We start from the raw sequence: 20,764 nt of genomic DNA, 5'->3' as shown, positions 1-20,764 counted from the left end.
CATCGCCTGACGCTATAGCGACTTTTGGCCTCTGGTCTGCAACAATGGGTTCGACACCCTATAACAACCCAAAGCCGGGTGTCGGAAGCAAACGGACAGACCAGAAAAGGATATTCTATGACTTCATTCTCCCTGTTGGCCCCCGCCATCGCCCGCGACGTGCTCGATCACGCCCTGGCACTGGGTGCAGACTTCGCCGAGCTGTTTGTGGAGCGCAAGCGCCGCAGCCAGCTCAGCCTGCTCTCCAGCCAGATAGAGAACATCAGCGGCGGCCTCGACTTCGGCATCGGCGTGCGCCTGTGCTACGGCCACAAGGTGCTCTACGGCTACACCAACCTGGCCGATCGCAACGAGCTCCTGCGCATCGTCACCCTGCTAGCGGCCAAAGACAGGCGTGACCCCGTGGTGACCGCCACCGCCTTCGATTTCACCCGCCTGACCGATCGCAACCCGATCGCCCTGCCCCTGTCGGCCGACAAGCTGCTGGAGCAGAAGATCGCCTACCTGCACGCCATGGACGCCGCGGCCCGCGCCGAGAGCGACAAGGTGAGCCAGTTCTCCGGCAATGTGCTGGGCTGGGAGCAGGAGGTGGAGATCTTCAACAGCGAAGGGGTACAGGTGGCCGATCGCCGCCACTACAACCGCATCATGGCCCAGACCATCGCCCTGGACGGAGGCGAGCAGAGCGTGGGCTATGAAGCCCCCGGCGCCATGAAGGGGTGGGAGCACGCAGCAGGCGTGGATCCCCGCGAGCTGGCCCTCACAGCCACTCGCCAGGCGCTGGTGAAGCTGGGAGCGGCCCCCTGCCCGAGCGGCACCCTGCCGGTCATCATGGAGAGCGGCTTTGGCGGCGTCATCTTCCACGAGGCGTGCGGCCACCTGCTGGAGACCACCTCGGTGGCCAAGAAGGCGTCCGTGTTCCACGACAAGATGGGCCAGCTCATCGCCAACCCCGCGGTCAGCGCGGTGGACGAGGGCTTGCAGGGCAACGCCTGGGGCTCCATCAACGTCGACGACGAGGGGATGGCTACCCAGCACACCCAGCTCATCAAGGACGGGGTGCTGACCGGCTTCCTGGTGGACAGGATGGGAGCCATTCGCACCGGCTACGCCCGCACCGGTTCCGGACGGCGCGAATCCTACAAGTTCGCCCCGGCCTCGCGCATGCGCAACACCTACATCGAGCCGGGCAACCACAGCCTGGACGAGATGCTGGCGACCGTGGAGCACGGCATCTATGCCAAGCGGATGGGGGGCGGCTCGGTGCAGCCCGGCACCGGCGAGTTCAACTTCAACGTGCAGGAGGCCTACCTTATCGAGGGAGGCAAAATAACCAGACCGCTGAAGTCGGCGACCCTGATCGGCACGGGCCCCCAGGTGCTCAAGGAGATCTCCATGGTGGGGCGCGATCTGGCCCTCTCCGCCGGCATGTGCGGATCTGTCTCCGGCTCCATCCCGGCTTCGGTCGGGCAGCCGCCACTCAAGGTGGACAACATCCTGGTGGGAGGGAACGCCTGATGAGCCAGCTCGACATGAACCAACTGCTTGCCCGCCTGCTGGACAAGGTCGCCGATCTCGGTGCCGAGGCGGACGTCATCGCCAACCAGGACAGGGCCTTCTCCCTCAAGGCCGACAAGGGCGAGCTCAGTGAATACAAGGTCACCAGCAGCCAGCAGATCGGCATTCGGCTGATCAAGGAAGGCCGGGTCGGCATCGCCTACTCGGAGGCCCTCGATGAGGCCGCCCTGGATGCCATGGTGCAGGATGCGCTCGATGCCAGCCGCTTCGCCAAGGTGGACCCGGACCAGCGCATCACAGTGCAGCAGAGCAGGCTCGCCACCGACTGCGCCGAGATCCACCAGCCCGACACCACGGCGGTGGAAGAGAAGATCGCCCTGGCCCTGCGCCTCGAGTCCGACATGCTGGCCCTGCCGAACGTGACCGGAGCCCCCTACAACGGCTTCTTCGAGGGGGAGAGCCGGCTGTGGCTCGCCAACAGCCAGGGCTCGTTCTGCCAGCACCAGGAATTCAGCGTCGGCTGCCACAGCTCGGCCCTGATCGAGCGGGGTGGCCGCCAGTCCATGCACTACCAGGGGCTGTACGGCCGCCGCTTCGACGAGCTGGACCCGGTGCCCCTCATCGCGCAGATCCATGCCGTGGCCGATGGCCTGCTGATGGGTGAGGCGGTGCCGAGCGGTCGCTACAGCGTCATCTTCAGCCCCAACTGCCTGGCCAGCCTGTTTGGCTGCTTTCAGTCGGCGCTGTCGGGCAAGTGGGCCCAGCAGGGGATCAACCCCTGGCGCAGCAAGGTGGGCCAGAGCGTAGCCTCCCGCTGGCTCACCCTGGAGAGCCGGGTCCATATGCCGGGGGGCATGAAGATCAAGGCGTTTGACGGCGAAGGGGCCGCCACTTCAGATCTCCTGCTCATCGGCGAGGGGGAGCTCAAGACCCTGCTGCACAACAGCGCCACCGCCCGCCACTTCGGCGTGACGAGCAACGGTGCAGCCGCCCGCAGTGCCCGCAGTGCCCTGGACGTGGCCCCTCGTCACCTGGTGTTCGGGCTCGGCCCCCACGGCGAGGCCGAGGTACAAAGCGGTGAGTACCTGGAGCTGGTCAAGCTCGACGGCCTGCACTCCGGGGCCGACGCGGTGAGCGGCGACTTCTCGTTCGGCGCCTCCGGCTTCCTGTGCCGGGACGGGGAACGGGTGACGCCGGTGCGCGGCATCACGGTGGCGGGCAACTTCTATCGCCTGCTGAGTGAGCTGGAGGCGGTCGGCAACCTGCTGCACCACGACGATGGCAAGGAGTTCTATGCCCCGCAGATCCGCTTCGGCGGCTTGAGCATCGCAGGTAAATAGCTGAATGACATGGAGAACCCCCTGGTTTCCTGCAACTGAAAACGGCGCCTGATGGCGCCGTTTTTTTGCCTCTGGCACCGCGTATTGGCCACTCCTAACCTCAAAGAGCCACCGGCCGCATTGGCCGGGAATCTCTGGAGAATACGACGATGGACAACACCCTGGTCTGGGCCGACATTCCGACACGGGATCTGGATCGCGCCATGGACTTCTACTCGGCCCTGCTCGATGTGCAGGTCACCCCCATCCAGGAGGAGGAGATGCGCTATGCCATGTTGCGCTACGACGGCAACAACGCGGCGGCCTGCCTCGGCCCCATGGACAAATACCACCAGCCCGGCGGCGCCGGCCCCCTCATCTATCTCTCCCTCGGTGACAGGCTGCAGGAGGCGGAGCAGCTGGTGCCCCGGCTCGGCGGGCGGGTGCTCGAACCCCTGCACAGCATCGGCAGCGGCCATGGCTCCCGGGTCATCATCGAAGATACCGAAGGGAACTGGCTGGCCCTCTATGCCCCGCCAGCCGCCTGACGGGCGGGCAGACACGACAACGGCGACCCTGGGGTCGCCGTTGTTCTTTCAGCGGATCCTGCTGGCCATCAGGCCTCTGGATTGAGACGGGTCGGCATGCCGGTGCGCTGTTCCAGCACCTGCTTGACCACGTTGGAGTCGCTCTCGGCGTGGGCGATGAAACGGGTGGTGGCCGGGGTCATGGGCAGCGGCACGGCGGCGGTGGAGTTGAACTCCTCCTCGGTGCGCGACAGCGGCTCGTGCACTTCCATGTAGCGACCGCCATCCGGTTCGACCGTGGTCTTGACCGGCTGGTTCACGAACTGGACGCGGGTGCCGACCGGCACGTTGTCGAACAGGTACTTGATGTCGTCGGCGCGCAGGCGCACGCAGCCGCTGCTCACCCGCAGACCGATGCCGAAGGTGGCGTTGGTACCGTGGATGGCGTAGAGGTTGCCGATGTAGAGGGCGTGCAGACCCATGGGGTTGTCAGGACCGGCCGGCCAGACTGCGGGCAGGGTCTTGCCCTGGGCGGCGTAGCGGCGACGGATGTTCTCGGTCGGGGTCCAGGTCGGGTTCGCGCGCTTGCGCTCCACCTTGGTGATCCAGTTCTCCGGGGTGTTGACCCCCAGCTGGCCGATCCCGATGGGCAGCACCTGCACCACGTTCTTGCCCTTGGGGTAGTAGTAGAGGCGCATCTCGGCCACGTTGATGACGATCCCCTCGCGCGGCGCATTCGGCAGGATCAGCTGATGGGGAATGACCAGCTTGCTGCCCGGCGTCGGCAGGTAGGGGTCGACGCCCGGGTTCGCTTCCATGATGTTGGTCAGACCCAGCTGGAAGTCAGCGGCAATCTGCTCCAGCGGACGGTTGTCCGCGGGGACCACGTACTCCTGATTCTCGCCGATCAGGCGGCTGTTCGCGGCGGGCAGCACGTATTCAACGGCGGCCGCCTGCTGGCTGACCAGGGTCAGAGTGCAAAAAAGGGCCGAAGCGGCAATGCGAAGGGGATTCATAAAATTCCTGTATGGTTTCCTGTACCTGTGGGCCTTTGGCCTGCTCATCCTCGGCTTGTTCTGTGACGCGTCACCCGAGACCAATAACCGAGCGCGCATTCTTTCCCGAGTAGGGCAAAATTTCAACTTGGAGATGGGCTTTTTCGCGGAAAAGATCCATTCCCTCCCCAGCGACCGCCCCTCCCGGCTTGCTGACACCCTAACATCGCTCTTATGAGCATAAAATGAACAGGTCGGCGGCCTGGCTGCCCCTCCCCAAATTGCATGAAGGGCCGGTCACGAGTACAATCTCGCACCCTCTGTATCAGGAGTATCGAACCATCTCGTTCCCTGGTGTAGTCCGATCGGAGACGGTGCGTCGAGTACGGTCGCGCCATGCCGATTAATCCATACGACGCCATCAGGTGGCGCCGTCCTGATTTGCAATCAGACAAAGAGTCCAACATGTTCAGACCAGAATTGCTCTCCCCCGCCGGGACCCTCAAGAACATGCGTTACGCCTATGCCTATGGCGCCGACGCCGTCTACGCGGGCCAGCCCCGTTACAGCCTGCGGGTACGCAACAACGAATTCGACCACGAGAATCTGCAGCTCGGCATCAACGAGGCCCATGCCCTCGGCAAGCAGTTCTATGTGGTGGCCAACATCCAGCCCCACAACTCCAAGCTCAAGACCTTCATCCGCGACATGCGCCCCGTGGTGGAGATGAAACCGGACGCACTGATCATGTCCGACCCCGGTCTCATCATGATGATGCGCGAGGCCTTCCCCGAGATGCCGATCCACCTGTCGGTGCAGGCCAACGCGGTCAACTGGGCCACGGTGAAGTTCTGGCATCAGATGGGCCTGACCCGGGTCATTCTCTCCCGAGAGCTGTCCCTGGACGAGATCGAGGAGATCCGCATGCAGGTGCCGGAGATGGAGCTGGAAGTCTTCGTCCACGGCGCCCTTTGCATGGCCTACTCGGGCCGCTGCCTGCTCTCCGGCTACATCAACAAGCGCGACCCCAACCAGGGCACCTGCACCAACTCCTGCCGCTGGGAGTACAAGGTCCACGAGGGCAAGGAAGATGACGTGGGCCAGATCGTCCACCGCCAGGAGCCCATCGCCGTGCAAAAGGTGGATCCGACCCTGGGGGCCGGCAAGCCGAGCGACGCCCTGGTGCTGCTGGAGGAGTCCAACCGCCCCGGCGAGTTCATGACCGCCTTCGAGGACGAACACGGCACCTACATCATGAACTCCAAGGACCTGCGCGCCGTCGAGCACGTGGAGCGCCTGACCAGGATGGGCGTCCATTCCCTCAAGATCGAAGGCCGTACCAAGTCCTTCTACTACTGCGCCCGCACCGCCCAGGTCTATCGCAAGGCCATCGACGATGCGGTGGCCGGCCGGCCGTTCGATCCCACCCTGATGGGTACCCTCGAGAACCTGGCCCACCGCGGCTACACCGAGGGCTTCCTGCGCCGCCACAACCACAGCGAGTACCAGAACTACGACTACGGCTACTCCGTCTCCGACACCCAGCAGTTCGTCGGCGAGATCACCGGTCGCAACGGTGACATGGTCGAGGTCGAGGTGAAGAACAAGTTCCTGCTGGGCAACAGCCTGGAGCTGATGACCCCGCAAGGCAACCTCAGCTTCAACCTGGAGCAGATGCAGAACCGCAAGGGCGAGCTCATCGACACCGCACCGGGCAACGGCCACGTGGTCTATGTGCCGGTGCCCAAAGAGATCGACGTGAACTACGGCATTCTGCTGCGCAACCTCGGCGAGCGCGAGGATACCCGTCAGCCCCACTCGGCGGCCTGAGATGGCGCTGCTCATCACCGACAAGTGCATCAACTGTGACATGTGCGATCCGGAGTGTCCGAACCAGGCCATCAGCCTGGGGACCAAGATCTACGAGATCGACCCGGATCGCTGCACCGAGTGCGTCGGCCACTATGAGAAGCCCACCTGCATCAGCGTCTGCCCCATCGACTGCATCATCTGGGATCCCGCCCACGTGGAAACCGAAGAGCAGCTGATGGAAAAGTTTGTGCGGATGCACAGGCAGTAACACCGGCATCAGCGTCTGCGCCTTTTGGACTGCATCCTCCGGGATCCCGCCCACGTGGAGACCGAGGATCAGTTGCTGGATAAGTTCGTCAGGATGCACAGGCAGTAGCGCCTGCCGCTCGTGGAGTCCATTCTCCAAACATAGAAAAAGCCGGGCATGCCCGGCTTTTTCTATTGCGCTGCCCTCCCCTCAGGGCTTGAGCAGTTTTTGCAGCGCCTCGAGTTCCCGTTGGGCCTCCAGCAGCTCGGCCTGGGACGCTTCCAGCTTTGCCTGCTTCTTGGCGATCTTGTCCGGCTTGCCCGCCACCCGCGCACTCTGCAGATCCGCCAGCCGCTCTTCCACCTCGGCCTTCTGCTTGACCACCTTCTGCTGCTGATCCTCAAGGAGCCCGGCATCGGTACAGTGGGTCTCGATGTTGCGCAGGGCCTGCTCCAACCCGGCAACCCGCTCTGCGTTGTCGTGCGCCCTGGCGAACGCGAGCTGCTCGGTCACCGCCTGATGCCTGGCCTTGCAGCCGACGTTTTCACTGCCATAGGCCTGCCCGGCCAACAGCAACAAGCCTATTCCGGCGATCTTCCACATAACGACCTCTTTGCTCTGTCATACTGGATGGCCGCCCATGAGACCTGACTCATCCCGCGAGGTCAAGACGCGGGAACCCGGGCTACGACAGAGTTTGCACTGCATCAAGCCAGTGTCATCCGGGTGGCGCTACAATGCCCCTTTAACCCAGGAGAGTCCCATGAAACCGCAGATCCTCATCGTCGCCAACGGCGCCCCCTATGGCAGCGAGTCCCTGTTCAATGCCCTTCGCCTCGGGATTGCCCTCCAGGAGCAGGAGAAGACAGACCTGAAACTCTTCCTGATGTCGGATGCGGTCGGCGCCGCCCTGGCAGGGCAGAGCCCGGCCGAGGGCTACAACCTGCGCCAGATGCTGGAGATCCTGCTGGCACAGGGCACCCAGATCCGGCTGTGCAAGAGCTGCACCGACGCCCGTGGCATCACCCCTCTGCCCCTCATCGAGGGCATCGAGATAGGCACCCTGCCCCTGCTGGCCCAGTGGACCCTGGCCGCCGACAAGGTGCTGACCTTCTAGCCATCAGATACCGGCCCGGGCCAGCGTGGGTCGCGGGATCCGGGTGCTCAGGCCATAGAGCATCAGGATCATCAGGCAGAGCAGCGCCATCAGGGCGTAGAGGGTGGCGCCTCCCCAGTGGGCCAGTATCCAGCCCCCCAGCAGGGCCCCCATGGCGACCCCGAGCCCGGACATGGAGGCCGCCCCGAAGTAGCTGCCCTTCAGGTGGCTCGGCGCCATCTGATCGATCAGCACGTTGAGCAAGGGGAACAGGATGCACTCCCCGACGCTCAAGAGGACCACGGCCACTATCCAGTGCCACCAGATGGCGGTATCCCCCAGCGCAAACAGCAACTGAGCGCCGAGAAACAGCGCCACCCCGAGTTGCAGCCTGCGCCGGGTTGGCCAACCCGCGGTCAGGTGCAGCAGGGGGAACTGCAGTATCACTATGGTCAACGCATTGGCGGTGACCAGCCAGCCGATGAGCCGCTCCACCTCGGGTGTGCCCGAACGGGTCAGGTACTGGATGAGGGGGGATTCGAACTGGGCATAGACCAGCATCAGCAGCAGGTTCGCCAGGGTCAGCAGCAGGAAGCCCCTGTCCTGCCAGAGCACTCGCAACACGGTGCGCATGCCGGGACCGGCCGCCTGGCTTGCCTGACAACCGGCCAGCCGAAAGCCGGTGACGAAGATAGCGCCGAGCAGCAGGTAGCTGGCGCTGAGCAGCAGGAAGGTCTCCTGCCGCGCGCTCAGACCATAGGTGACCCCGAGCAGGGGACCGATGGCCGCCCCCAGGTTCAGCAGAAAGTAGCGCAGGTGCAGCGCCAGTTCGCGGGCCTTGGGCTCGGCCAGGCTGTCGGCCATCAGCGCCTTGCCGGGGGAGTCGATGAGCCCGTAGGAGAGGCCACTGCCGATCACCCCGACCGCCAGCCAGACCACCTGATGGGAGAGACCGAGCAAGGCCACGCTCGAGGCCGATATCAGACAGCCAAACAGCAGGATGTTGCGCCTCCCCCACTTGTCCGACAACCAGCCACCGTAGAAGCTCACCAGGGTGGAGAGGGCCGCCGTCGCCCCCAGGATGGCCCCTATCAGGGTCGCCGACAGGCCGTAGTCACGGTAGAGCAGGATGGAGAGGAAGGGCCAGACCATGAAGAAGGTGGTACGCACCATGAAGGTGCCCAGGATGACGATCCAGACCAGGGGGGTAAACTGCCTGAGAGAGGCCCATGACATGTTGCACTTCCTTTTGACAACCGAGAGGCGGGTCGCCCCTTATAGCAAGTGGCGCCAAAAGGAACAAGGCATCTCACCGACGGGATCGCCGGATGCCAGACAACAAAAAGCCGACCCTGAGGTCGGCTTTTTCAGCAGGCGGCGGCTTATTCGGCAGCCGGCTCTTCCACGGCAACGGCGGCGGCGGCCGGAGCGGCAGCGGCTTCGGTCGGGGCGTTCGCTTCCTTGATGGAGAGACGCACGCGGCCCTGACGGTCCACTTCCAGTACCTTCACCTTCACCACGTCACCAATCTTCAGATAGTCGGCCACGTTCTGCACGCGCGCATCGGTGATCTGGGAGATGTGCACCAGACCGTCCTTGCCCGGCAGGATGTTGACGAAGGCACCGAAGTCGGCCAGACGGACAACCTTGCCTTCGTAGATGCGGTTCACTTCGATCTCGGCGGTGATGGCCTCGATACGGCGGATCGCTTCCTTGGCGGCTTCACCGTCGACGGCGGCGATGCGGACGGTACCGTCGTCATCCAGCTCGATGTTGGTGCCGGTCTCTTCGGTCAGCGCGCGGATCACGGAGCCACCCTTGCCGATGACGTCCTTGATCTTCTCCGGGTTGATCTTGATGGTGTGGATACGCGGGGCGAAATCGGAGATCTCGGCACGCGGCGCCTGGATGGCTTCGTCCATCACCTTCAGGATGTGCAGGCGAGCACCACGAGCTTGCTTCAGGGCAATCTCCATGATCTCCTTGGTGATGCCTTCGATCTTGATGTCCATCTGCAGGGCGGTCACACCTTCGGTGGTACCGGCAACCTTGAAGTCCATGTCGCCCAGGTGATCTTCGTCACCCAGGATGTCGGACAGCACGACGAAACCTTCTTCTTCCTTCACCAGACCCATGGCGATACCGGCAACGGAGGCCTTGATCGGCACACCGGCGTCCATCAGCGCCAGGGAGGAACCACAGACGGAGGCCATGGAGGAGGAGCCGTTGGATTCGGTGATTTCAGACACCACGCGTACCACGTACGGGAATTCGTCGGCGCTCGGCATCACGGCGGCGACGCCGCGCTTGGCCAGACGACCGTGACCGATTTCGCGGCGCTTCGGGCTGCCCATCATGCCGGTCTCACCGACGCAGTATGGCGGGAAGTTGTAGTGCAGCATGAAGCGATCGGCGCGGTTGCCGGTCAGCTCGTCGATGTTCTGGGCGTCACGCTCGGTACCCAGGGTGGCAACGACCATGGCCTGGGTTTCACCACGGGTGAACAAGGCGGAGCCGTGGGCACGCGGCAGTACGCCAGTGGCGACGGACAGGGCGCGGATCATCTCGGGATCGCGACCATCGATGCGCGGCTCGCCGCGAACGACGCGGCCACGAACGATGCGGCTTTCCAGGCTGTGGAACTCTTCGCCGATCTTCTTGGCATCTTCTTCCACGCCGGAGGCGATGACCTGCTCGATCACGCGGCCCTTGATGGCGGCGATGGTTTCGTAACGCACGGCCTTCTCGGTGATGCGGTAGGCTTCACCCAGTTCAGCTGTCGCCAGCTCGGCCACCTTGGCCTTCAGCGCTTCGTTGACGGCAGGCGGAGTCCAGTCCCACGGCTTGGTGCCGACGTCGGCAGCGAATTCGTTGATGGCGTTGATCACGGCCTGCATCTGCTCGTGACCGTAGACCACGGCGCCCAGCATCACCTCTTCGGAGAGGATGGCCGCTTCGGATTCCACCATCAGCACGGCGTTGGCGGTACCGGCAACCACCAGGTCCAGATCGCTCTGGGGCAGTTCGGTGGTGGTCGGGTTCAGCACGTACTGGCCGTTCATGTAACCCACGCGGGCTGCACCGATCGGGCCGCCGAACGGGATGCCGGAGATGGCCAGCGCCGCGGAGGCACCGATCATGGCAACGATGTCGGGGGAAACGGCCGGGTTCACGGACATGACGGTGGCAACCACCTGAACCTCATTGAGGAAGCCTTCCGGGAACAGCGGACGGATGGGACGGTCGATCAGGCGGGAGATGAGGGTTTCACCCTCGCTCGGACGGCCTTCACGACGGAAGAAACCACCCGGGATACGACCAGCAGCATAGGTACGCTCCTGATAGTTGACGGTCAGCGGGAAGAAATCACGGCCGTGATCGGCCTCTTTCTTGCCTACGACGGTCACGAAGACACAGGTATCGTCCATGCTGACCATGACGGCCGCAGTGGCTTGACGGGCCATCACACCGGTTTCCAGTGTGACGGTGTGTTGACCGTACTGGAATGACTTTACAATAGGATTCACGTGAATTTCCTTTTAACAATTTGGCGCTTTAAATTCGCGTGCAAGTATACTTGATTCGCATCAAAAGGTAAGCGCGGACGTTAATTCTGTGAGGCAGGCAACGGCCTGCATCCCGTTTGAAACGGGCCATAAAAAAGGGGAACCTCACGGTTCCCCTTTTTCGCGAAATCTGATGGTCGATTAACGACGCAGACCCAGCTTGGCGATCAGAGCGGCATAACGCTCGGAATCTTTACGCTTCAGGTAGTCCAGCAGCTTACGACGCTGGGAAACCATGCGCAGCAGACCGCGACGACCGTGGTGATCCTTGGCGTGCTCCTTGAAGTGACCTTGCAGATGGTTGATCTGGGCAGTCAGCAGGGCAACCTGCACTTCGGGGGAACCGGTGTCGTTGGCGCCACGAGCGTTGTCGGCAACGATTTGCGCTTTGATCTCAGCATTTAGAGACATGATGTTACTCCAGTAGAGTGTTTAAAGGTTCACAGCCAATCTCTAATTCAGCCGTGAAATGAGGGCGGTATCATAATCGCAGCCGCCCCTTTTCGCAACGATAAAAAGGGGTGGCTGCAAACGCCGTTCGGAGGGTCACTCCTCGTCGTGATAGCGCACCAGACGTTTGGGCGCCACGCGCCCTTCGTCATCGATCTCGCCCACCCCGATGAACTCGCGTTCCGGGCCGACCGTCATGCGGACCTGGCCGCTCTGCGGCGCACCCGCCACCTGAACGGCCTGACCCTGGTTCACGTAGGCGGCCACCGCCACCTGCATGTTCACCTCGGGCAGGGAGGCCACGGCGGTATCCATCGGCAGCAGCAGGGGATCCAGCTGCTCCCGAGGCGGGATGCTCTCCGCCTTGGCCTGCTCGAAGATGCACTCGAGCTGCTCCAGGGTCAGCATCCGCTCGTACGGGTAGCTGGCCACCTGGGTGCGGCGCAGCTGGGTGACGTGAGCGCCACAGCCCAGCACCTCGCCGAGATCGTCCACCAGGGAGCGGATGTAGGTGCCCTTGCTGCAGTGCACCTCGAGACGCACCTCATCCCCCTCGAAGCTCAGCAGTTTGAGCTCGAAGATGGTGATGGGACGGGCTTCCCGCTCGATCTCGATGCCCTCGCGGGCGTACTCGTAGAGCGGACGGCCGTTGTGCTTGAGGGCGGAGTACATGGACGGCACCTGCATGATGGGACCGCGGAACTGGTCCAGTGCCTCGATCAGGGTGCCCACCGCCACGTTCACAGGCCGGGTGGAGACCACCTCGCCGTCGGAGTCGCTGGTGTTGGTACGCTCGCCGAGCTTGGCGGTCACCTCGTAGCGCTTGTCCGCTTCCAGCAGGTACTGGGAGAACTTGGTGGCTTCCCCCAGGCAGATCGGCAACATGCCGGTCGCCAGGGGATCCAGGGCGCCGGTGTGGCCGGCCTTGGCGGCGTTGTAGATCCGCTTGACCTTCTGCAACACATCGTTGGAGGTCAGGCCGGTGGGTTTGTCCAGCAGCAGGATGCCGTGCACGTCACGGCCCTTGAAACGACGTCTTCGAGACATCTCAGGCTTTGTCCTCAGTAGTGTCATCCGGTGCGGCATCGCTCTCGTCACGACCGGCTTCGGTCATGCGGCGCTTGTCTTCCCGCACAGTGTTGGTCACCAGGTTGGAGAGGCGCATCCCCTCGACCAGGGTCTGGTCATAGTAGAAACGCAGCTCCGGCACCACCCGCAGGCGCATGGCGCTGCCCAGCAGGCTGCGGATGTAGCCGGCGGCTTCGGTCAGGCCCTTGAGCCCTTCCGCGATGCGCTCGGCATCGTTCTCCAGTTGCAAGAAGGTGACGTAAATCTTGGCATAGTTCAGATCCTTGGACACTTCCACATCGGAAACCGTCACCATGCCGATGCGCGGGTCTTTCACCTCGCGCTGCAGGATCAGCGCGATTTCACGCTGGATCTGCTGCCCGACCCGACGGGTCCGGCTGAATTCTCTGGCCATATTCTATCCTGCGATAAAAGGGGGCCGCGGCCCCCTATTTTGTATAACGCTCGGCTTACAGAGTCCGCTGGATTTCAACGGTCTCGTAAACTTCGATCTGGTCGCCTTCGCGCACGTCGTTGTAGTTCTTGACCGCGATGCCGCACTCGTAGCCGTTCTTGACTTCGTTGACGTCATCCTTGAAGCGACGCAGGGATTCCAGCTCGCCTTCGTAGATAACCACGTTGTCACGCAGAACGCGAATGCGGTTGGAACGCTTGACCACACCTTCGGTGACCATACAGCCGGCCACGGCGCCAAACTTCGGCGACTTGAAGACGCTGCGCACTTCCGCCAGACCGATGATCTCCTGACGATATTCCGGTGCCAGCATGCCGCTCATGGCCTGCTTCACTTCGTCCAGCAGGTCATAGATGACGGAGTAGTAGCGCAGATCCAGGCTCTCGGCCTCGATGACCTTGCGGGCAGAGGCGTCGGCACGGACGTTGAAGCCCACCAGGATGGCGCTGGACGCGGCAGCCAGGGTGGCGTCGGTCTCGGTGATGCCACCCACGCCGGAACCCACGATCTTCACCTTCACCTCTTCGGTGGAGAGCTTGACCAGGGCGTCGCAGATCGCTTCCACGGAACCCTGTACGTCGGCCTTGATCACCACGTTCACTTCGGACACTTCGCCCTCGGTCATGTTGGCGAACATGTTCTCCAGCTTGGCCTTCTGCTGGCGAGCCAGCTTGACTTCGCGGAACTTGCCCTGACGATAGAGTGCCACTTCGCGGGCCTTCTTCTCGTCACGCACGACGGTGGCTTCGTCACCGGCAGAGGGCACGCCGGACAGGCCGAGGATCTCGACCGGCAAAGACGGACCCGCTTCCTTGATCTCGCGACCCAGTTCGTCACGCATGGCGCGCACACGGCCGTACTCCAGACCGCACAGCACGATGTCGCCCTGACGCAGAGTACCTTCCTGCACCAGCACGGTGGCAACCGGGCCACGGCCCTTGTCCAGGAAGGACTCGATCACGACGCCGCTGGCCATGCCGTCGACCACGGCCTTCAGCTCCAGCACTTCAGCCTGGATCAGGATGGCCTCCAGCAGGTCGTCGATGCCCTGACCGGATTTGGCGGAGACGTGCACGAACTGGCAGTCGCCACCCCAGTCTTCCGACATGACGTTGTAACGGGCCAGCTCGGTCTTGACGCGATCGGGATCCGCTTCCGGCTTGTCGATCTTGTTGACCGCCACCACCAGGGGCACTTCGGCCGCCTTGGCGTGCTGGATCGCTTCGATGGTCTGCGGCATGACGCCGTCATCGGCAGCCACCACCAGTACCACGATGTCGGTGGCCTTGGCACCACGAGCACGCATGGAGGTGAACGCCGCGTGACCCGGGGTATCCAGGAAGGTGATCATGCCACTGTCGGTTTCGACGTGGTAAGCACCGATGTGCTGGGTGATGCCGCCGGCTTCGCCCGCGGCAACCTTGGCCTTGCGGATGTAGTCCAGCAGGGAGGTCTTGCCGTGGTCGACGTGACCCATGATGGTCACGACAGGGGCGCGCGGCTTGGCTTCGGAGGTCTCGTCACGATCGCTAAGTACCGCCTCTTCCAGCTCGTTCTCGCGGCGCAGCACCACCTTGTGACCCATCTCCTCGGCGACCAGCTGGGCGGTCTCCTGGTCGATCACCTGGTTGATGGTGGCCATGGCGCCCATCTTCATCATCACCTTGATGACTTCGACACCCTTGACGGCCATCTTGTTGGCGAGTTCCGCCACTGTGATGGTCTCGCCGATGACGACATCGCGGTTGACCACGGCCGCCGGCTTGTTGAAGCCGTGCTTCATGGCGTTCGGCATGGCCATCTTGCCACGCTTGCCCTTGCGAGCACGCGGATCGCGGGAGTTGCGGTCGTTGCGGTCATCTTCGCGACGGCCGACCTTCTTCGGCGCCTTGGCAGCGGCAGCCGTGCGACGACTGGTCTCTTCCTTGCGATCCAGCTCATCTTCCGCCGCTTGCGCGTGCTTGTTGGTGGTCAGATGGTAATCGCTGCTCTCTTTGGCACGAGCCGCCTCTTCCTCGGCCCAGCGGGCCGCATTCTGTTCCGCCATGAGACGAGCCTCTTCGGCTTTCTTCGCGGCGAGTTCTTCAGCTTTTTGCAAAGCTGTCTGTTCCTGTTGGCGCTTCAGTTCTTCTGCTTCGCGCTTGGCCATCTTTTCTGCCTCTTGCTGAGCTGTGCTACTGGCTGCTTTGGCGGGCTGTTGAGCCTGTCGAGCCTTTTGTTGTGCCTCGATCCGCGCCTTTTCCTCAGCTTCACGACGAGCCTGCTCAGCCTCACGGCGAGCCTTCTCTTCAGCGTCGAGGCGGGCCTTCTCTTCGGCCTCGCGACGAGCTTTTTCTTCTGCTTCCAAACGCGCTTTTTCCTCGGCTTCCGCCTGACGCTGTTCATCTTCCAGCGCCGAGCGTCTTACATAGGTGCGAGACTTGCGCACTTCTACCTGCACTTCCTTGTTCTTGCCGCCAGTACCTTGAACACTCAGGGTGCTCTTGGTCTTGCGCTGCAAGGTCATGCGGGCAGGGGCGGCAACCTCGTCACCTCCATGCTGTTTCTTCAGATGGGCCAGCAGAGTCTGCTTCTCGGACTCGCTGACCAGGTCGTCGGCCTTGCTCTTGCTGATACCGGCATCGACAAACTGCTGGAGAAGACGATCAACCGGTGTGTCGATGTCAGTGGCAAGTTGTTTGACTGATACTTCTGCCATTCATTTTCCTCCGTTTGATCTTAACTAGACTGCTCTTCTCCGAACCAACAGATATTGCGAGCAGCCATAATCAGCTCACCTGCCTTCTCGGCGGTCAGCCCTTCGATGTCGGCAAGGTCATCAATGCCTTGCTCTGCCAAATCTTCCAGGGTGCCGATGCCGCGCGCGGCCAGGGCGTACGCCATGTCACGGCCGAGGCCGTTCAGATTGAGCAGTTCTTCGGAAGGTTCAACACCTTCAAAGGATTCTTCTTTGGCCAGGGCCTTGGTGGTCAGGGCATCCTTGGCGCGCTTGCGCAGCTCTTCGACCATGTCTTCATCCAGACCGTCGATGGCCAGCAGCTCGTTGACCGGCACGAAGGCGATCTCTTCCAAGGTGGAGAAGCCCTCTTCCATCAGCAGGCCGGCGAAATCGTCGTCGATGTCCAGGGTGCTGGTGAACAGGGTCATGATGCGGTCGTTCTCGGCCTGGTGCTTGGCACGCATGTCCTCGACGGTCATCACGTTCAGCTCCCAACCGGTCAGCTGGGAGGCCAGACGCACGTTCTGACCGTTGCGACCGATGGCCTGGGCCAGGTTGGCGGCTTCCACGGCGATGTCCATGGTGTGGTTGTCTTCATCGACGATGATGGAGGCCACATCGGCCGGCGCCATGGCGTTGATCACGTACTGGGCCGGGTTGTCATCGTACAGCACGATGTCGGCACGCTCGCCGCTCAGCTCGGCGGAAACCGCCTGAACGCGGGCACCGCGCATGCCGATACAGGCACCGATCGGGTCGATGCGACGATCGTTGGTCTTCACCGCGATCTTGGCGCGGGAACCCGGGTCACGGGCGGCACCCATGATTTCGATCATCTCTTCGCCGATCTCCGGCACTTCGATGCGGAACAGCTCTTTGAGGAAGTCCGGGCTGGAGCGGCTGACGAACAGCTGGGAACCACGGGCTTCAGGACGCACGGCGTACAGCAGGCCGCGAATGCGGTCGCCCGGGCGGAAGGTCTCGCGCGGCAGCATGTCGTCGCGGAAGATCACGGCCTCGGCATTGCTGCCCAAGTCCAGGATCACGTTGTCGCGGTTACTCTTCTTGACCACGCCGCTGATGATGGTGCCTTCCTTGTCCTTGAACTGGTCGACGACCTGGGAGCGCTCGGCCTCGCGCACTTTCTGCACGATGACCTGCTTGGCGGTCTGGGTGGTGATACGGTCGAAGGTCACGGAGTCGATCTGATCTTCCACGTAGTCGCCAATCTGGATATCCGGCTGCTCGATCTGAGCCGCTTCCAGGGTGATCTCGGCGTAGGGGTTTTCCATCGCAGCCTGATCCGCGATGACGACCCAGCGGCGATAGGTGTCGTAGTCGCCGGTCTTGCGATCGATCTCGACCCGCACTTCAATCTCGCCTTCGTACTTTTTCTTGGTCGCAGTCGCCAGCGCAGTCTCCAGAGCCTGGAAGATCTTCTCGCGGGGGACAGCCTTCTCGTTGGACACTGCGTCAACGACCAGCAAAATCTCTTTATTCATATCCGATAGCCTCGTTAACCAAAGTTCGGCACTATGTTCGCTTTTTGGATATTGGTGAAAGCCAACACCTCGTCCTTACCATCTACCGTCAGGGTGATCATGTCCCCCTGCACGGCTTTGATTACGCCTTTGAACTTGCGGCGGTTGTTTGTTGCCATCCGAAGCGAAACCGCCGCCTCCTGGCCAACGTATTTTTCGAACTGGGCGACCTTGAACAGCGGACGATCCAGACCCGGGGAGGAGACCTCGAGGTAGTACTCCTCGGTGATGGGGTCTTCGACGTCCATGATGGCGCCGACCTGGCGGCTCACCTCGGCGCAGTCTTCCACCGTCACACCTTGCTCCGCGTCGATGAAAACGCGCAGGGTCGAGTGTTTGCCCGCACGGACAAATTCGATACCCCACAGTTCAAAACCCAAGGCAACGACAGGAGCCTCGAGCAGATCGGTCAAACGTTGTTCCAACGTAGCCAAAGTCACCCTCCGAAAAACAAAAAAAGGGCATATAGCCCAGATAGAAATAAAGTCAGAATAAATCGCACATAACAAAAAGCCCCGATATCAAATCGGGGCTTGGCGCTTTACCCTGATTGTCGCCTCGCAGCGACCGCCTTCCTGAGCGTAGGAAATGCGTGAAATTTGGTTGCGGGGGCCGGATTTGAACCGACGACCTTCGGGTTATGAGCCCGACGAGCTACCATGCTGCTCCACCCCGCGTCCGAAATCGTGCGAGATTATAGCCACTTCACTCTCATCACACAAGACTGACTGGCTATAACACCCCGGTCACCCGGGTTCACTGCTTAATTGGTGCCGTGGGCGGGACTCGAACCCGCACACCCTAGAGCACTACCCCCTCAAGATAGCGTGTCTACCAATTCCACCACCACGGCAAAACTCTTACTCGGGAACGTCAGTGTCTTTCTTCACTGGCGCTTTGTTCTGCTCAACCTGTTGGGTCTGTTGCAGATTTTCCCATTCACTACCCTGTTTTACCTTGTTGCTCGACATGGATCCGAGCACCAGGCTAATCAAGAAGAACAGAGTAGCCAAAATCGCTGTTGTGCGGGTCAGGAAGCTGCCTGAACCACCGGAGCCGAATACGGTATTCGATGCCCCTGCGCCGAAGGAGGCGCCCATATCAGCCCCTTTACCTTGCTGAATCATCACCAGACCAATCAGAGCCAGCGATACCAGCAGATAAACGACCAAAAGAATCTCGTACATTTAACTTGCACCCTTTGCCGCTTCAACGATTCCTAAAAACGCCTTGTCATCGAGACTTGCTCCGCCAATCAGACCACCGTCTATGTCGGGCTGGGCAAACAAATCCTGTGCATTGGCCGGCGTCACGCTCCCACCATAGATGATTCTGACTTTCTCACCTATTACCGGAGTATCCTCCGCCAAGCGACCGCGTATAAAGGAATGAACCTCTTGTGCCTGCTCGGGTGTGGCGCATTTACCTGTACCTACAGCCCAAATCGGCTCGTAGGCGATGATAGCATTATCGAAAGCCATCGCGCCATTTTTCTCTATGACGATGTCCAGCTCTTCGGCAATCACCTCAAAGGCTCTTCTTGCCTGTCTCGCCGCCCCTGACTCACCCAGACAGAGTATGGGTACCAGGCCTGCCGCTCTGACTGCCGCGAACTTCTCCGCGACGATGAAACTGGTCTCACCAAAGAGACGCCTGCGCTCGGAGTGGCCAACCAGTACGTATTGGCACCCTGCCTCGACCAGCATCTCACACGAGACTTCCCCCGTGTAAGCACCCTGTCTGTGCTGGCTCACGTTCTGAGCCCCCAACTTCATCACCCTCTGCTGATTGAGCAGAGCGGCCGTGAAGTCGAGATGCACATGGGATGGACACAAGACCACGTCTACTCGTTCATCAATGCGCTCTAGGCACTGACCAGTAAACTGCTCTAACTGCGACCTACTACCGTGTAACTTCCAGTTGGCTGCTACAAACGGCTTGCGATGTCCCATCGGCAACTCCCTTGCGAAAGCGGGGCTGATAATATCCAGAGGATGCTCAGCTGACAAGTGCTATTTTCAAATTCTCGAATCGTTTGAACAAGATACAACCAAGGCGACTAAAAAGCCGCCTTGGTTGTTCATTAAAACGCCGATTCGACCCGTTGTGCGATGCGTGTGGCCATGTCACGCACCTGTTGCTCGTGTTCCCCTTCCACCATGACCCGGATCAGCGGCTCTGTCCCGGATTTGCGCAGCAGCACGCGACCACGTCCGGCCAGCTCCTGCTCCACCGCGGCTACTTCCTGCTGAACGGCGTCCGATGCGAGCGGATCCTTGCCTTCGGCGAAGCGCACATTCACCAGCACCTGGGGGAATTTGCTCATGCCGGAGCGCAGCTTGGCCAGCGGCATCTCGGCGGTGCGCATCGCAGTCAGCACCTGCAGGGCGGCGACGATGCCATCCCCCGTGGTGGTCTGATCCAGGCAGATGATGTGACCCGAGTTTTCACCGCCGATGCGCCAGCCCTTCTCGTTCATCATCTCCAGCACATAGCGGTCACCCACCTTGGCGCGGGCAAACGGGATGCCGAGGGTCTGCAGCGCCAGCTCCAGCCCCATGTTGGCCATCAGGGTACCCACCACGCCGCCCTTGAGACGACCGTTGCGCAGCGCATCCCGGGCGATGATATAGAGGATCTCGTCCCCGTCGATGATGTAGCCAGTACCATCCACCATCACCAGACGATCGCCGTCACCGTCGAAGGCGACACCGAGATCGGCCTTGCACTCCAGCACCTTGGCGGCCAGCGCCTCCGGTGCGGTGGAACCGACGCCGTCGTTGATGTTGAGGCCATCAGGGCTGCAACCGATGGCGATCACTTCGGCTCCCAGCTCGCGGAAGACGGAAGGGGCGATGTGATAAGTTGCACCGTGGCCGCAGTCCACCACCATCTTCAGCCCTTCCAGGCTCAGGTTGGAGGGGAAGGTACTCTTGCAGAACTCGATGTAGCGGCCGGCCGCATCGTCGATGCGCTGCGCCTTGCCGAGTTCGGCGGACTCCACGCACTTGAGCTCGTGATCCAGTTCGGCCTCGATGGCCAGCTCGACGTCGTCAGGCAGCTTGGTGCCGTCGGCGGAGAAGAACTTGATGCCGTTGTCGTAATAGGGGTTGTGGGATGCGCTGATGACGATGCCGGCCTCGGCACGGAAGGTGCGGGTCAGGTAGGCGACGGCCGGAGTGGGCATGGGCCCCATCAGAATGGCCTTGAGACCGGCGGCGGAGAGGCCTGCCTCCAGCGCCGACTCCAGCATGTAGCCGGAGATGCGGGTGTCCTTGCCGATCAGCACCTTGCGGGTGCCCTTCTTGGAGAGCACCTTGCCGGCAGCCCAGCCGAGCTTCATCACGAAATCTGGGGTGATCGGGTATTCACCCACCTTGCCGCGCACACCGTCGGTGCCGAAATACTTTCTGGTCATTGTCTGTTTCTCG

The 20,764-nt window shown here is 61.9% G+C and carries 19 protein-coding genes, 2 tRNA genes and 1 pseudogene; 7 read left to right on the top strand and 15 right to left on the bottom strand.

Going from position 1 to position 20,764, the window contains the following annotated elements; genetic code table 11:
- Positions 1-117 precede the first annotated feature (117 nt).
- The 3 genes from AB5Y72_RS19970 to AB5Y72_RS19960 all read left to right on the top strand — a co-directional run bounded on the left by AB5Y72_RS19970 (position 118) and on the right by AB5Y72_RS19960 (position 3,385).
- Complete coding sequence (locus tag AB5Y72_RS19970; RefSeq protein WP_219143701.1) at positions 118-1,518, top strand: TldD/PmbA family protein; 1,401 nt, start codon at positions 118-120, stop codon at positions 1,516-1,518.
- Positions 1,518-2,858, top strand: a complete 1,341-nt coding sequence (locus AB5Y72_RS19965; RefSeq protein WP_325782077.1) for a TldD/PmbA family protein — start codon at positions 1,518-1,520, stop codon at positions 2,856-2,858. The genes AB5Y72_RS19970 and AB5Y72_RS19965 overlap by 1 nt, the downstream gene beginning before the upstream one ends.
- 149 nt (positions 2,859-3,007) lie before the next feature.
- On the top strand, positions 3,008-3,385 hold the full coding sequence (locus tag AB5Y72_RS19960) for a VOC family protein (protein WP_042078887.1): 378 nt from the start codon (positions 3,008-3,010) through the stop codon (positions 3,383-3,385).
- Between the two features lie 68 nt (positions 3,386-3,453).
- Here AB5Y72_RS19960 and AB5Y72_RS19955 read toward each other — a convergent pair whose 3' ends face one another.
- Positions 3,454-4,380 carry a L,D-transpeptidase family protein gene (locus AB5Y72_RS19955; RefSeq protein ID WP_042078886.1) on the bottom strand — a complete coding sequence of 309 codons (927 nt, stop codon included), beginning with the start codon at positions 4,378-4,380 and terminating at the stop codon, positions 3,454-3,456.
- A gap of 444 nt (positions 4,381-4,824) precedes the next feature.
- Here AB5Y72_RS19955 and yegQ point away from each other — a divergent pair, with 444 nt between their 5' ends.
- From yegQ to AB5Y72_RS19940, 3 genes and pseudogenes are all read left to right on the top strand, one after another.
- Positions 4,825-6,189 (top strand): tRNA 5-hydroxyuridine modification protein YegQ, encoded by a 1,365-nt coding sequence (gene yegQ / locus AB5Y72_RS19950; protein WP_325782075.1) that lies wholly within the window; start codon positions 4,825-4,827, stop codon positions 6,187-6,189.
- Between the two features lies 1 nt (position 6,190).
- Positions 6,191-6,439 carry a YfhL family 4Fe-4S dicluster ferredoxin gene (locus AB5Y72_RS19945; RefSeq protein ID WP_325782073.1) on the top strand — a complete coding sequence of 83 codons (249 nt, stop codon included), beginning with the start codon at positions 6,191-6,193 and terminating at the stop codon, positions 6,437-6,439.
- A 24-nt stretch (positions 6,440-6,463) separates the two neighbouring features.
- A pseudogene (locus tag AB5Y72_RS19940) lies at positions 6,464-6,547 on the top strand (ferredoxin); the annotation flags it as partial.
- 81 nt (positions 6,548-6,628) lie between these two features.
- Here AB5Y72_RS19940 and AB5Y72_RS19935 read toward each other — a convergent pair.
- Complete coding sequence (locus AB5Y72_RS19935) at positions 6,629-7,021, bottom strand: DUF1090 domain-containing protein (RefSeq protein WP_325782072.1); 393 nt, start codon at positions 7,019-7,021, stop codon at positions 6,629-6,631.
- 160 nt (positions 7,022-7,181) lie between these two features.
- Here AB5Y72_RS19935 and AB5Y72_RS19930 point away from each other — a divergent pair, with 160 nt between their 5' ends.
- Entirely contained in the window at positions 7,182-7,535 is a 354-nt protein-coding gene (locus tag AB5Y72_RS19930) for a DsrE/DsrF/TusD sulfur relay family protein (protein WP_209793327.1), read from the top strand.
- 3 nt (positions 7,536-7,538) lie between these two features.
- Here AB5Y72_RS19930 and AB5Y72_RS19925 read toward each other — a convergent pair whose 3' ends face one another.
- The 13 genes from AB5Y72_RS19925 to glmM form a co-directional block, all read right to left on the bottom strand.
- Positions 7,539-8,750 (bottom strand): MFS transporter, encoded by a 1,212-nt coding sequence (locus tag AB5Y72_RS19925; protein WP_325782070.1) that lies wholly within the window; start codon positions 8,748-8,750, stop codon positions 7,539-7,541.
- 146 nt (positions 8,751-8,896) lie between these two features.
- The gene (pnp, locus tag AB5Y72_RS19920; protein ID WP_368199509.1) at positions 8,897-11,041 is read right to left on the bottom strand and encodes a polyribonucleotide nucleotidyltransferase; all 2,145 of its coding nucleotides are present in this window, start codon (positions 11,039-11,041) and stop codon (positions 8,897-8,899) included.
- Positions 11,042-11,221: 180 nt separating this feature from the next.
- Positions 11,222-11,491, bottom strand: a complete 270-nt coding sequence (gene rpsO / locus AB5Y72_RS19915) for a 30S ribosomal protein S15 (RefSeq protein WP_042078876.1) — start codon at positions 11,489-11,491, stop codon at positions 11,222-11,224.
- Positions 11,492-11,626: 135 nt separating this feature from the next.
- Positions 11,627-12,577 (bottom strand): tRNA pseudouridine(55) synthase TruB, encoded by a 951-nt coding sequence (truB, locus tag AB5Y72_RS19910; protein WP_368199507.1) that lies wholly within the window; start codon positions 12,575-12,577, stop codon positions 11,627-11,629.
- Between the two features lies 1 nt (position 12,578).
- Positions 12,579-13,013: a 30S ribosome-binding factor RbfA gene (gene rbfA / locus AB5Y72_RS19905; RefSeq protein ID WP_042078874.1), complete on the bottom strand. Its 435-nt coding sequence runs from the start codon at positions 13,011-13,013 to the stop codon at positions 12,579-12,581.
- A gap of 55 nt (positions 13,014-13,068) precedes the next feature.
- Entirely contained in the window at positions 13,069-15,771 is a 2,703-nt protein-coding gene (gene infB, locus AB5Y72_RS19900; RefSeq protein WP_042078873.1) for a translation initiation factor IF-2, read from the bottom strand.
- 20 nt (positions 15,772-15,791) lie between these two features.
- Positions 15,792-17,294 carry a transcription termination factor NusA gene (nusA, locus tag AB5Y72_RS19895; protein ID WP_042078872.1) on the bottom strand — a complete coding sequence of 501 codons (1,503 nt, stop codon included), beginning with the start codon at positions 17,292-17,294 and terminating at the stop codon, positions 15,792-15,794.
- 14 nt (positions 17,295-17,308) lie between these two features.
- Positions 17,309-17,767, bottom strand: a complete 459-nt coding sequence (gene rimP, locus AB5Y72_RS19890) for a ribosome maturation factor RimP (protein ID WP_042078871.1) — start codon at positions 17,765-17,767, stop codon at positions 17,309-17,311.
- A gap of 166 nt (positions 17,768-17,933) precedes the next feature.
- A tRNA-Met gene (locus AB5Y72_RS19885) sits at positions 17,934-18,010 on the bottom strand.
- Positions 18,011-18,101: 91 nt separating this feature from the next.
- Positions 18,102-18,186 (bottom strand) — tRNA-Leu (locus AB5Y72_RS19880).
- Between the two features lie 7 nt (positions 18,187-18,193).
- Complete coding sequence (gene secG, locus AB5Y72_RS19875; protein ID WP_113994141.1) at positions 18,194-18,520, bottom strand: preprotein translocase subunit SecG; 327 nt, start codon at positions 18,518-18,520, stop codon at positions 18,194-18,196.
- Positions 18,521-19,285, bottom strand: coding sequence for a triose-phosphate isomerase (gene tpiA, locus AB5Y72_RS19870; RefSeq protein WP_325782069.1), 765 nt, complete (start codon positions 19,283-19,285; stop codon positions 18,521-18,523).
- Positions 19,286-19,416: 131 nt separating this feature from the next.
- Complete coding sequence (gene glmM / locus AB5Y72_RS19865; RefSeq protein WP_216989725.1) at positions 19,417-20,751, bottom strand: phosphoglucosamine mutase; 1,335 nt, start codon at positions 20,749-20,751, stop codon at positions 19,417-19,419.
- Positions 20,752-20,764: the final 13 nt, after the last annotated feature.

This window comes from Aeromonas sp. R7-4, assembly GCF_040908055.1.
Classification (GTDB): domain Bacteria; phylum Pseudomonadota; class Gammaproteobacteria; order Enterobacterales; family Aeromonadaceae; genus Aeromonas; species Aeromonas sanarellii.
The sequence above is the reverse complement of the archived record's forward strand: the minus strand, read 5'-3'. Positions and strand labels throughout refer to the sequence as shown.